10 protein-coding genes are annotated in these 11,610 nt (G+C 71.2%); 3 read left to right on the top strand and 7 right to left on the bottom strand.

Annotated features, from left to right (window positions below; translation table 11 throughout):
- Window positions 1–113: 113 nt before the first annotated feature.
- On the bottom strand, window positions 114–764 hold the full coding sequence (gene pdxH / locus H180DRAFT_RS01480; RefSeq protein WP_055484456.1) for a pyridoxamine 5'-phosphate oxidase: 651 nt from the start codon (window positions 762–764) through the stop codon (window positions 114–116).
- Window positions 765–1,210: 446 nt separating this feature from the next.
- On the opposite strand from pdxH, the gene H180DRAFT_RS01475 reads away from it, so the two are divergent.
- Together H180DRAFT_RS01475 and H180DRAFT_RS01470 are read left to right on the top strand one after the other, a co-directional pair.
- Entirely contained in the window at window positions 1,211–2,311 is a 1,101-nt protein-coding gene (locus H180DRAFT_RS01475) for a citrate synthase 2 (protein ID WP_175437702.1), read from the top strand.
- Window positions 2,312–2,753: 442 nt separating this feature from the next.
- Window positions 2,754–3,950: a S8 family peptidase gene (locus H180DRAFT_RS01470; RefSeq protein ID WP_055484103.1), complete on the top strand. Its 1,197-nt coding sequence runs from the start codon at window positions 2,754–2,756 to the stop codon at window positions 3,948–3,950.
- Between the two features lie 148 nt (window positions 3,951–4,098).
- Here the strand turns inward: H180DRAFT_RS01470 and H180DRAFT_RS01465 are convergent, their stop codons facing one another.
- The 3 genes from H180DRAFT_RS01465 to H180DRAFT_RS30715 all read right to left on the bottom strand — a co-directional run bounded on the left by H180DRAFT_RS01465 (window position 4,099) and on the right by H180DRAFT_RS30715 (window position 7,911).
- Complete coding sequence (locus tag H180DRAFT_RS01465) at window positions 4,099–5,682, bottom strand: sodium:solute symporter family protein (RefSeq protein WP_079099755.1); 1,584 nt, start codon at window positions 5,680–5,682, stop codon at window positions 4,099–4,101.
- 373 nt (window positions 5,683–6,055) lie between these two features.
- Entirely contained in the window at window positions 6,056–6,733 is a 678-nt protein-coding gene (locus H180DRAFT_RS01460) for a response regulator (protein ID WP_055484454.1), read from the bottom strand.
- The gene (locus tag H180DRAFT_RS30715) at window positions 6,730–7,911 is read right to left on the bottom strand and encodes a sensor histidine kinase (RefSeq protein WP_074466543.1); all 1,182 of its coding nucleotides are present in this window, start codon (window positions 7,909–7,911) and stop codon (window positions 6,730–6,732) included. The genes H180DRAFT_RS01460 and H180DRAFT_RS30715 overlap by 4 nt, the downstream gene beginning before the upstream one ends.
- Before the next feature lie 137 nt (window positions 7,912–8,048).
- Here H180DRAFT_RS30715 and H180DRAFT_RS01450 point away from each other — a divergent pair, with 137 nt between their 5' ends.
- The gene (locus tag H180DRAFT_RS01450; protein ID WP_055484102.1) at window positions 8,049–8,255 is read left to right on the top strand and encodes a hypothetical protein; all 207 of its coding nucleotides are present in this window, start codon (window positions 8,049–8,051) and stop codon (window positions 8,253–8,255) included.
- A 198-nt stretch (window positions 8,256–8,453) separates the two neighbouring features.
- On the opposite strand, the gene H180DRAFT_RS01445 is transcribed toward H180DRAFT_RS01450, so the two are convergent.
- The 3 genes from H180DRAFT_RS01445 to H180DRAFT_RS01435 all read right to left on the bottom strand — a co-directional run bounded on the left by H180DRAFT_RS01445 (window position 8,454) and on the right by H180DRAFT_RS01435 (window position 11,589).
- Window positions 8,454–9,065, bottom strand: a complete 612-nt coding sequence (locus H180DRAFT_RS01445; protein ID WP_055484101.1) for a TetR/AcrR family transcriptional regulator — start codon at window positions 9,063–9,065, stop codon at window positions 8,454–8,456.
- Window positions 9,050–9,883: an enoyl-CoA hydratase family protein gene (locus tag H180DRAFT_RS01440; RefSeq protein ID WP_175437701.1), complete on the bottom strand. Its 834-nt coding sequence runs from the start codon at window positions 9,881–9,883 to the stop codon at window positions 9,050–9,052. Before H180DRAFT_RS01440 ends, H180DRAFT_RS01445 begins: the two co-directional genes overlap by 16 nt.
- 119 nt (window positions 9,884–10,002) lie before the next feature.
- A complete protein-coding gene (locus tag H180DRAFT_RS01435) occupies window positions 10,003–11,589 on the bottom strand; it encodes a 4-coumarate--CoA ligase family protein (RefSeq protein ID WP_055484100.1) in 1,587 nt (528 codons plus the stop codon).
- Window positions 11,590–11,610 lie beyond the last annotated feature (21 nt).

Below are 11,610 nucleotides of genomic sequence, written 5' to 3'. Positions count from 1 at the left end.
GTCTGCGTTCGCGCAGGGTCCGCCCGCGCTCCCTGAGAAGCTTCCGGGACAGCCGGAAGGTCAGGGACGGGCAGGGACCGGCAGGGACGGTCAGGGGCAGGGACGGGCAGCGGTCAGGGGCAGAGCCGCTCGACCCTCCAGCCCGCGGTGGCGGGGGCTCCGCCTTCCGTACCTTCCGTGCGCACGTAGCGCAGCCGGTCGTGGAGCCGGTTCTCCCGGCCCTGCCAGAACTCGACGGAGTCCGCGCGCACGCGGAAGCCGCCCCAGCCCGGCGGCGCCGGAACGTCCTCGCCCTCCGGGTAGCGCTCGGCGAGGCCGGCGTACATGCGGTCGAGTTCCGCCCTGGAAGCCACCGTTGAGGACTGTTCGCTCGCCCACGCGCCGAGCTGCGATCCGTGCGGGCGGGTGCGGAAGTAGGCGGCGGTCTCCTCCCGCCCGGTCCGCTCCGCGACGCCGGAGACGATGACCTGGCGGGCGATGGGGTGCCAGGGGAAGAGGAGCGAGGTGTGCGGGTTCGACTCGAGCTCGCGGCCCTTGCGTGAGCCGTAGTTGGTGAAGAAGACGAAGCCGCGCTCGTCGTACTGCTTCATCAGCACCGTGCGGGAACTGGGCCGTCCGTCCGCGTCGGCCGTCGAGACGATCATCGCGTTCGGCTCGTGCAGCCCGCTCGCCGCGGCGTCGGCGAACCAGCGGGCGAACTGGCCGTACGGATCGGGCGCTAGTTCCGTCTCCGCGAGGCCCTGAGCGCGGTACCGGGCGCGCATCGCGGCGGGGTCGGGAACGGTCAAGGGAAAGTTGCGGGCGGCGTTTTCGTCGGCGTCGGGCACGCGTTCATCTTGCAACACCGTCCGCGGCCGCGGACGTGTGCCTGATCTCACCCCGCCCACGGATGTCCGCGCACCCCGTGCAGGCCGCAGAATCATCTGCCGCGTCACCGCGCGTCAGAACCCTCTGCCGCGCCACGGCGCGGTCTCTGCCCCCGAGGAGACAGCCGCCGGCCTTCCGTCACGACCGCCCGGACCGGCGGGTGAGCACGCTCCGCACGGGGCAGGTCCCAGGTGACGACGTCGCGGTCCGCCAGCCGTCACCGGGGGTGGAACCGACCTCCCCTCGGCCTGCGGCCTGGGGACCCCCAACCCGACCGAACACCGGCGAGCCCGGCCGCGCCCCTCGGCGCCCGGCGCCGGCCAACTGCATGAGGAGCCGCCTGATGTCCGAGTTCGTACCAGGACTCGAAGGAGTCGTCGCGTTCGAGACGGAGATCGCCGAACCCGACAAGGAGGGCGGCGCCCTGCGTTATCGCGGCGTGGACATCGAAGACCTCGTGGGCCACGTGTCGTTCGGGAACGTGTGGGGGCTGCTGGTCGACGGAAGCTTCAACCCCGGGCTGCCGCCGGCCGAGCCGTTCCCCCTCCCCGTCCACTCCGGGGACATCCGCGTGGACGTGCAGTCGGCGCTGGCGATGCTCGCGCCGGTCTGGGGCCTCAAACCGCTGCTCGACATAGACGAGCGGCAGGCACGCGAGGACCTGGCGCGCGCCGCGGTCATGGCGCTGTCGTACGTCGCGCAGTCGGCGCGCGGGCCGGGCGTGCCGATGGTGCCGCAGAAGGAGATCGACAAGGCGGAGACGATCGTCGAGCGCTTCATGCGGCGCTGGCGCGGCGAGCCCGATCCGAAGCACGTCCGGGCCGTGGACGCCTACTGGACGTCGGCCGCCGAACACGGCATGAACGCCTCCACGTTCACCGCACGCGTCATCGCCTCGACGGGGGCCGACGTCTCGGCCGCGCTGTCCGGCGCGGTGGGCGCGATGTCGGGGCCGCTGCACGGCGGTGCTCCCTCGCGTGTGCTCGGCATGATCGAGGAGATCGAGCGGACGGGCGACGCGGAGGCGTACGTGAAGCGTCAACTCGACCGCGGCGAGCGCCTGATGGGCTTCGGGCACCGCGTGTACCGGGCGGAGGACCCGCGTGCGCGTGTGCTGCGGCGGACGGCCAAGGAGCTGGACGCGCCGCGCTACGAGGTGGCGGAGGCGCTGGAGCGAGCGGCTCTGACGGAGTTGCACAACCGCCGTCCCGACCGGGTGCTGGCCACGAACGTCGAGTTCTGGGCCGCGATCGTCCTGGACTTCGCCGAAGTGCCCGCCAGCATGTTCACGTCGATGTTCACCTGTGCCCGCACGGCGGGGTGGGCGGCTCACATCCTCGAACAGAAGCGCACTGCGCGGCTCGTGCGGCCCTCGGCGCGGTACGTGGGGCCGCCTTCGCGCGATCCGAGTGAGATCGACGGTTACGGGGAAGTGCGGCACTGACGGGGGCTGCGCGCCGGGTGCTCGGCCTGGCGGCCGGACGGCTCGGCGCGCGGCCCGGTGCGTCCGCAACTGCTGCGCCGCCTTCCGCTCCCTGCGCCGCCTCCGCTCCGGCCCGCCGCCCGCTCTCAGCACTGCTGCGCGGCCCTGGTGGAAGCCGCGAACGTCCCGCCTGAGCTGCCCTCCCGGATTCCGGATTCCGGGACCTGCATGTCAGGGGGGCGCCCGCGCCCGGGGCCGGCTTCGCGCCCGTGTTCATCCGTGGGGCAGACGCGTTCAGAGTCCTGCCTGCGTGGACAAGGTTCGTGGTTCTTCCGCGACGGACCGGCCGCCCGTCCCCGTAGAGCAGACAAGAACCTGCCTGCCGCGCCCCGTGGATCAGCAGCTGTGGCGTGCCACCGGCCGGTGCGGCGGGCACCGTGCGTGTCGAGAGGAAGAAGGCTCCATGCAGAAGCGCTTCCCCGTCCTTGTGGCGATACCCCTGGCCCTGACCGCTGTGACCGCCCTGCCCGCATCAGCAAGCGCCGCCACGCCGGACGGCCCCCTGGTCAAGGTCTCCGAAGCCACGGGAACGGCAGTCCCGGGCCAGTACATCGTCACCCTCAAGTCAGGTGCGGACGCGGGCAGCCTGGCGCGCTCCGCAGGCGTGAAGCCGACGCACACCTACGACGCCGTCGTCGACGGATTCGCGGCCGAGCTGACCACCGGCCAGCTCGACGCTCTTCGTGCCGATCCCGAGGTCTCGCGTATCGAGGAGAACCAGCAGGTCCGCGCCTCCACCACTCAGGAGAACGCCACCTGGGGCCTGGACCGCATCGATCAGCGCAACCTGCCGCTGTCCGGCAGCTACGGCTACAACACCACCGCCTCCGGCGTGACGGCGTACATCATCGACACCGGGATCGAGCCCGATCACCCCGAGTTCGGCAACCGGGCAGCGACCGCCTACGACGCGACTCTCCCCGGCACCGGCGGGGCCCTGAGTGCTCTCAGCAGCCTCACCGGCCGGGACTGCAACGGCCACGGAACACACGTCGCCGGCACCATCGGCGGCTCCACCTACGGCGTCGCCAAGGGCGTGCAGCTCCGCGGAGTGAAGGTCCTCAACTGCGCCGGCGTCGGAACCAACGCCGATGTGATCGAGGGCATGGACTGGGTCCGCACCAACGCGGCGAAGCCTGCCGTCGCCAACATGTCCCTCGGCGGCGGCTACTCCGCCACGGTCAACGAAGCGGCGACCAGGCTCAGCGACTCCGGTGTCTTCCTCGCCGTCGCGGCCGGGAACGACGGTGAGGACGCATGCAATTCGTCGCCCGCCGGCGCCTCCGGCGTGACGACGGTCGCGGCCTCCGACAAGAACGACAACGCCGCCTCATTCACCAACCACGGCTCCTGCGTGGAGACTTACGCGCCGGGTGTGGACATCACCTCCGCCTGGCTCCTCGGCGGCACCGACACCATCAGCGGCACGTCCATGGCGAGCCCGCACGTCGCGGGTGTCGGCGCGCTCTACAAGGGCGCGAACGGCGACGCCGCCTCCTCCACCGTCAACAACTGGATCACCGGCAACGCGACCAGCGGTGTGATCAAGAACAACCCCGCCGGCACCCCCAACCTGCTGCTGTACAAGAACGCGCTCTGATCGCCGAGTTGATTCGTGCCGGGCCCGGTTCCTTCCCTTCCTTCCTTCCGGGCCCGGCATGCGTACCGCATACGCAGGGCGTTGGAACCGCGAGACCCGGCAGGCCGGTCAGCTCCGGAGTGCGAGCGGGGCCCTGCGGACGGTGACGCTACTGCGACGCCGCCGTGCGCTCCGGCTCGCCCCGTTCACCCGATTCATCCGGTTCACCGCCCTTGTCGGGGTCGGCGAGGAACTCGCGTTCCAGCGCGATCCGTTCCTCGTCGGTCGGGTCGCTGCCGAGCGAGTCGACGAGAGCGTCCCGTTCGTCGTTCTTCTCCGGGCGCAGCAGGCCGATGCCCACGTACAGCACCAGAGAGGTGAGGACCGGGAAGCCGACGGTGACGGCCTCCGAGGCGTCGCCGGCACCCCAGTAGAGGTACGACCACACCGCGAGCCCGCCCGCCCACGAGGCGATCGCGGCCGGCGGACCGGTCCGCCTGAACCACGGCAGCAGCCCGAGCATCAGCGGGATCGAGATCGGCCCCATGGTCGCCGCCACGATGCTCACCACGACGGTCATGATGAAGCCGTCCGGGTCGCTGAGGAGCGCCAGGGCCATGCTGGCCGTCACGAACGCCACGGTCGTCACGCGGGCGAAGAACAGCTGGCCGCGCTGGGTCAGGCGCCTGATCCGCGGTACGAGGACCGGCGCGAGGTCACGGGTGATGACGGCCGTGATGACGTTGGAGTCGGAGGCGACCATGGCCATGGTGTGCGAGAAGAACCCGGCGAGCAGCAGCCCGATGAAGCCCGACGGCAGCAGTTCCTGCGCGAGCCGGATGTAGGACTCCTCGGCGTTGTCCAGGCCGGGCACGACGAGGGGCGCCGCGATCATCGGCACGAAGAGGACGAATGGCCAGACCAGCCACAGCGCACTGGACAGCAGCGCAGAGCTGCGGGCCCGGGAGCCGCTGGGCGCGGACATGTACCGCTGCGCCAGGTTCCACATGCCGCCGTTGTACTCGAAGGTCTTCACCAGCAGGAACGCCAGCAGCAGTCCCGTGGTGACGTCGCCCGCGACGGGATCGCCGTGGCCCTCCGGGAGCTCTCCCCACATCGTCCACAGCGACGAGACGCCGCCGAGGTGCGCCAGAACGGCGAAGAGCATCGCGAATCCGGCCACGGCCTGGATGACGAACTGCCCGAAGTCGGTGAGGACATCGGCCCACAGTCCTCCGAAGGTCACGTAGAACATGGTGCAGACGCCGGTCAGTCCGATGCCCCAGACCAGCGGGATGTCGGCGAAGCCCTGCAACAGCACGGCGATGGCCACCCACTTGGCCGCGATGTCCACGACCTTCAGCGCCGCACCGCTGTATGCGAGCACCTGCTGCGTGGGCAGGTTGTAGCGGACGGCGAGGTACGCCAGCGGCGAGTTGACGCCGTGCTTGGCGCGCAGCCGGTTCCAGCGGGGCGCGAAGAGGAAAGCGCCGATGCCGATGCCCGTGCCGATGGTCAGCGCCCACCAGAAGTAGACGGTGACGCCGTGGTCGTAGGCGACGGCGGCGAAGGTGACGAACATGATCGCGCTGTAGCCCGACATGTGGTGGGAGATGCCGGAGAGCCACCAGGGGACGCGGCCGCGGGCGGTGAAGAAGTCCGCCACGTTCTCGACGCGGGTCTTGGACCACACGCCGATCGCCAGCATGACGAAGAAGTAGGCGCCGACCACGATCCAGTCCAGTGCGGACATCACGACTCCTCGGCATTCAGCGTGCGGTCGCCCCTCGGCTCCGGCCAACTCGTGACCAGTTCATCAACTTGAACGTTCGCCAGGTCCATGAATCGAGCGTCACCCTAGAAGTGGCCTCGTGGACCGTCAATACCGCGCACAGACACTCAGCTGTCACGGCACCAAGTACCGCAACGCACAACACCCTTGCGGCTCACATCCACATCGGTGAATGCCAACCAGAAGAGCGTGAAGGGGAGCCGGGGGGTCAGGGAGTCGGGGAGTCGGGTGGTGGGAGCACGATTCCGTGGACGGAGGGGCTGGACGGAAGGGCTGGACGGAGGGGCGTTGCCGCGCCAAGGCGTCGCGGACGGTCGAATGAACTGACCGGGCGCTACCCGGCCATCGACTCGTCCGCGTCGTGGACCACCAGCGCGATCTGGACCCGGTTGTTGAGCTTCAACTTGGTCAGGACGCGGGAGACATGTGTCTTGACCGTCGGCACGGACAGATGCAGCTCGGCCGCGATCTGCGCATTGGACAGGCCCTGTCCGACGGCGACGGCGACGGCGCGCTCCCGTTCGCCCAGCAGCTCCAGTCTTGCCCGGGCCCGGGCCGCCCGGCCCGCACGCCCGTCCCCGCCGTGCCGGCCCTCCCTCGTCACGCGGGTGACCAACTGCCGGATGACGGCGGGGGAGAGAACCGGGTCACCTGCCGCGACCCTGCGCACCGCCGCCACGATCTCCTGGGGCGGCGTGTCCTTCAGCAGGTAGCCCGCCGCCCCCGCACGCAGGGCACGCAGCACGAGTCCGTCGGTGTGGAACGTGGTCAGCACCAGCACCTCGGGGGCCTGCGGGCGGTCGCGCAGCGCCTCCGTGGCGACCAGGCCGTCCGTGCCGGGCATCCGGATGTCCATCAGCACGACCTCGGGTTCGTACTCACTTACCAGGCCGGGCACTTCGGCCCCGTCGGCCCCCTCGGCCACCACCTCGACGTCCGGCGCACCGCCGAGCATCAGCCGGAGCCCGGAGCGCACCAGCGGATCGTCGTCGACCAGGAGCACTCGGATCACGGCCGACACGCCACTTCCTGACCGGCTGCCCGGGCTCTCTCGTCGCCGGGCAGCCGAACGCGCAACACGAACCTGCCCGCCTCCGTCCCGTGTTCCAGCCGGCCGCCTGCGAGCGCCACCCGCTCACCGAGCCCGATCAGCCCCTGGCCGGCACCGGGCACGGCGGGCCCCCGGCGGGGCTCGGGGATGCTGTCCGGCAACATGTTCGCCACTTCCACCGTCACTCCACGCCCGGGACGGCCGTGCACAGTGACGGAGACCTCGCAGCCCGGAGCGTGCTTTCGCGCATTGGTCACCCCCTCCTGCACCACCCGGTACACGGTGCGACCCGCACCGGCCGCACCCGCCTGTATGCCCTCGGTGTCCTCGTAGTAGCTCACTCGCATACCGGCCTCCCGGGACTCCTCCACCAGCCGTGCCACGTCCGCGAGCGTCGGCTGCGGCTGCTCCGGCTCCCCCTCCGCCGGCCCGTCCGCCGCGGGGGCCCGCAACACCCCGATCACCTCCCGCAGTTCCTGCAGCGCCTGGTGCGCGCTCTCCCGGATCACCCCGGACGCACGCCGGATCTCCTCGGCCGGTGAGTCCGGACGGAATTCCAGCGCGCCCGCGTGGACGCTCAGCAGCGACAGCCGGTGCGCCAGCACGTCGTGCATCTCGCGGGCGATCTCTTCCCGTGCCTGTCGCCGCGCCTCCTCCGCGGCCCGCCTCGCCCGTTCCTCCAGCGAGGCCACCAGGGCCCGCCGCGACCGGACGTACAGACCCCAGCCGACGGCGCCGGCCACCAGCGCGAAGTAGGCCAGGGCGGACCCGGTCGCGGCGTCCCCCTCCTGCGGACTTCGCACGAGAAAAACGACGAACTGGACGAGCACGATCCCCGCGGGCCAGGCCGTCACCCGCCGCTCCCGGTGCACCGCCACCGTGAACAGGGCGGCCAGGGTCGCTCCCGTCAGGTAATGGAAGTACGTACCGGCCAGGATGAGGACCACGGCGAGCTGAACCGGCCACCGGCGCCGCAGGAACACGGATGCACAGCCGACACCACCCGCTACTTGGTCGGCGATGCGCTCTCCACGCGAGACGCCCTCGTCCAGGTACACGGAGTCGGCCGTGACGAGGGAGAAGACCACGGCGAAGAGGAAGAGGGCGATGTCGGCGTACCAGTCGCGGCGAGTGCGCATGACGCCGAATCTAAGGCCACCCGGGCGCTGATCGACGTCCCGGATCCACAGGTTCGATACTTTCGTATGACGAGACCGTCCGCCTCGTATACCGAAGCCCGATGCCCGCACATCCTGCGGCTTCGTAGCGTGCAGGCATGAAAGGCATTCTCGGCTTCATCGGATTCACCCTGCTCGTCGGCGGACTGCAAGGCCTCGTGCACGCGGGCTGGGGCGTCTGGATTCCGCTGATGGGCTTCATGAGGTACCTGTACGTCGACGGGTACGAGGTCTACATCGGCATCGCCCTCCTCGCCCTCGGCACTGCCGTCGCCACCGCCGCCGCCCGGACACAGAAGACCTGAGTACTTCGTGGTGAACGGCCCGTCGACGGCGTTCACTTGCCCACGTGCCCGCGCGCACTTGCCCACGTGCCCGCGCGGCCCTCGCCAACCCTGCCCCGTCCCGTCCTGTCCCGTCCTGTCCCGTCCCGTCCCGTCCCGCGGACTTTTCCTCCAGCCCTCCGCACGCATGCGGGTCCGCCCGACGCGGGATGCGCACCGCTACCGCGCGAGCGCGTCCCGGACGATCGACTCCCACTGCGCGACGACCCGTTCGCGGCGCGCGCTGTCGTCCGTCAGCAGGTTGGCGAGTCCCAGGCCACGCGCCATGTCGAGCAGACCCTGCACCGTCTCGCGCACACCCGGCACCGACTCGTCGGCGCCGAGCAGCTCGACCGCCATGCGGTGCGTCTCCCGGCCGATCCGCGCCTCCAACGCGGTGACGCGGGGGCCCAGTTGGGGCTCGTTCGACGCCGCGACCCACAGTTGCAGCGCGGCGCGGAAGAGCGGGCCGGTGTAGAGGGCGACCAGCATCTCCACGGCCGACCGGGTACCGGCCGGCCGTCCTTCGCCGTTCACGGGCGGGCGCAGCGCCTTGGAGCGCTCCTCGGCGACGTACTCCACGGCCGCGGTGAACAGGTCCTCGCGGGTGGGGAAATGGTGCTGGGCCGCTCCCCGCGAGACGCCGGCGTGCTCGGCGACGACCGTGACGGTGCTGCCCGTCCAGCCGTGCTCGGCGAGGCAGGTGACGGCCGACTCCAGCAGCCGCTGCCGCGTCGCCCGGCTGCGGTCCTGCTTCGGTGCGGCACCGCGGGTGTTCACTGCTCCACCCATGCGGGCTCCCGTCGTTCGAGGAAAGCGGTCATGCCCTCGCGGGCCTCGTCGGAGGCGAACAGCCGCGCGGACAGTTCCGCGAGGCTATCGGTGTCCCGGTCGAAGGCGCGCAGCACCTCCGCCGTGACCAGCCGCTTCGACTCCGCGAGGCCCTGCGGTGAGCCCTTCCGGAGGCCGTCGAGCAAGGGTTGCAGCGCGTCGTCCACAGCGGTTGCGGCATCCGTGCCGTCCGCGCCGTTCCCTTCCGTGCCACTCCCCTCTCCCCCGTCGCCCGCCGCCAGCGTCACCAGGCCGATGCGGGCCGCCTCCGCCGCGCCGAACCTCTCGCCGGTCAGGTAGTAGCGGGCGGCGGCACGGGCGTCGAGGCGGGGCAGCAGCGGCATCGAGATCACCGCCGGCGCCACGCCGATGCGCGCCTCGGTGAAGGCGAAGGTCGAGGAGGGCCCGGCCACCGAGATGTCGCACGCGCCCAGCAGACCCGTGCCGCCGGCCCGCACGTGCCCGTCGACCCGTGCGACCACGGGCTTGGGCAGCTCCACGACGGTGCGCAGCAGCGCCGCGAGATCGCCCGGACTGCCGCTGCCCTCCCGCAGATCGGCGCCCGCGCAGAACGTGCCGCCGGTGTGGGTCAGCAGCACCGCTCGCACCCGCGGATCGCCCGCGGCCCGCTCCAGGCCCGCGTACAGCTGGGAGACGAGGCCCTTGGAGAGCGCGTTGCGGTTGTGCGGAGAGTCGAGCGTGAGGGTGGTGATGCCCCGCTCGTGCGCGGTGCGCACCAACTGCCCTTCGGGCTTTGCCTCTTCGGCGCTTCCGGTCACTTCTGGCTCGTCCTTCCGCTCTCGTCCGCCCGTGCTCGCGGGCCCGTCCGCCCGTGCTCGCGGACCCGTCCGCTCGTCCCCCGTGGCCGGAGCTCCGGTCGGGGGGTGTCGATGTCTGCCTACGCCTCCGCTGCCTCCGCCGCGCGCAGTTCACGCCGGAGGATCTTGCCGCTGAGCGCCCGCGGCACGCCCGCCGTGAACTCCAGCCGCCGCACCTTCTTGTACGGGGCGACGCGTTCCGCCACGTGGGCCAGCACGTCCTCCTCCGTCAGCCGGGCGCCCGCCTCGTTCTGCTGCCGGACGACGAAGGCCTTCGGCACCTCGTTGCCCTCCTCGTCGCTCACGCCGATCACCGCGGCGTCCGCGATCGCCGGGTGGGTGAGGAGCACGGCCTCCAGTTCGGCGGGGGCGACCTGGTAGCCCTTGTACTTGATGAGCTCCTTGACGCGGTCGACGATGTACAGCCATCCGTCGTCGTCGACGCGTCCGATGTCGCCGGTGCGCAGCCATCCGTCCGAGTCGATCATCGCGTCCGTCTCGCCGGTGCGCCCCAGGTAGCCCTTCATCACCTGCGGTCCCCGGAAGAGCAGCTCGCCCTCCTCGCCGGTGGCGGCGTCCCGGCCGGGATCGTCCAGCGACACCACGCGCATCTCGGTCGACGGCAGCAGCTTGCCGACCGCTCCCGCCGGGGCGGAGACGTTCCTTGGCACCACGTGCGTGCCCGGCGACAGCTCGGTCATCCCGTACGCCTGCTTGACCACCGGCACGTCGAGGCGTTTCCCGCAGGCGGCGGCGAGTTCGGCGTCCAGCGGTGCGGCCGCGCTGAGCACGAACTCCAGCGAGGACAGGTCGTACTTGTCCACGTCGGGGTGCTTGGCCAGGGCGAGCACGATCGGCGGGGCGACGTAGAGGACGTTGACCCGGTGCTGCTCGATCGCCGCGAGGAACTGGCCGAGTTCGAAGCGCGGCAGCACCACGACGCAGGCGCCGTGTCTGAGCGGGGCGTTGAGAAGCGCGGTCAGTCCGTAGATGTGGAAGAAGGGCAGGACCGCGAGCAGCCGGTCGTCGGGGCCCGCCGGCATCAGCGGGTTGAGCTGGGCGAGGTTGGTGGCGATGTTGCGGTGGGTGAGCATCACGCCCTTCGGCATGGACGTGGTGCCCGACGAGTAGGGCAGCGCGGCCAGGTCCTGCCCCGGGTCGATGGACGGATGCGGCTCCGGCGCCGTGCACTCGAGCATGTCGAGCACGCTGCGGTGCCCCTCCGCGCGGTCGCAGACGAATATCTCCTCCACTCCGCCTGCGAGTTCCGCCGCCTCCCGTGCCGTCTCCAGCAGCGGCGAGACGGTCACGATCCAGCGCGAGCCGGAGTCGCGGAGCTGCCGGGCCAGCTCCTTCGCCGTGGCCAGCGGATGGACGGTGCTGACCGCGGCGCCCGCACGGGTCGCGCCGTAGAAGACGGCGGGGAAGGCGAGTGTGTTGGGTGAGTGCAGGGCGAGTACGTCGCCCTTGCGCAGCCCTGCCTCCGCCAGTGCCGCGGCGATGCGGCGGGTGAACGCGTCGAGCTGTGCGTAGGTGAGCGTGCTGCCGTCGAGGCCGTCGACCAGCGCGGTGCGGCTGCCGTGCTCGGTGGCGGAGCGGCTCAGCACGGCGTCGTGGATGGGCTCGTCGACGACGGGGACGTCGGGGTACTCGCTGCGGAAAATCATGCTGTCCTCCCGGGGCGGCGT

It is taken from the genome of Streptomyces sp. WMMB 322, assembly GCF_900090145.1.
Taxonomy (GTDB): Bacteria; Actinomycetota; Actinomycetes; order Streptomycetales; family Streptomycetaceae; genus Streptomyces.
The sequence above is the reverse complement of the archived record's forward strand: the minus strand, read 5'-3'. Positions and strand labels throughout refer to the sequence as shown.

Excerpts from the sequence above, each read along its gene's own strand:
- pdxH (WP_055484456.1), bottom strand. The coding sequence starts at position 764 with ATGCGCGCCCGGTACCGCGCTCAGGGCCTCGCGGAGACGGAACTAGCG.
- H180DRAFT_RS01475 (WP_175437702.1), top strand. The coding sequence starts at position 1,211 with ATGTCCGAGTTCGTACCAGGACTCGAAGGAGTCGTCGCGTTCGAGACG.
- H180DRAFT_RS01470 (WP_055484103.1), top strand. The coding sequence starts at position 2,754 with ATGCAGAAGCGCTTCCCCGTCCTTGTGGCGATACCCCTGGCCCTGACC.
- H180DRAFT_RS01465 (WP_079099755.1), bottom strand. The coding sequence starts at position 5,682 with ATGTCCGCACTGGACTGGATCGTGGTCGGCGCCTACTTCTTCGTCATG.
- H180DRAFT_RS30715 (WP_074466543.1), bottom strand. The coding sequence starts at position 7,911 with ATGCGCACTCGCCGCGACTGGTACGCCGACATCGCCCTCTTCCTCTTC.
- H180DRAFT_RS01450 (WP_055484102.1), top strand. The coding sequence starts at position 8,049 with ATGAAAGGCATTCTCGGCTTCATCGGATTCACCCTGCTCGTCGGCGGA.
- H180DRAFT_RS01445 (WP_055484101.1), bottom strand. The coding sequence starts at position 9,065 with ATGGGTGGAGCAGTGAACACCCGCGGTGCCGCACCGAAGCAGGACCGC.
- H180DRAFT_RS01435 (WP_055484100.1), bottom strand. The coding sequence starts at position 11,589 with ATGATTTTCCGCAGCGAGTACCCCGACGTCCCCGTCGTCGACGAGCCC.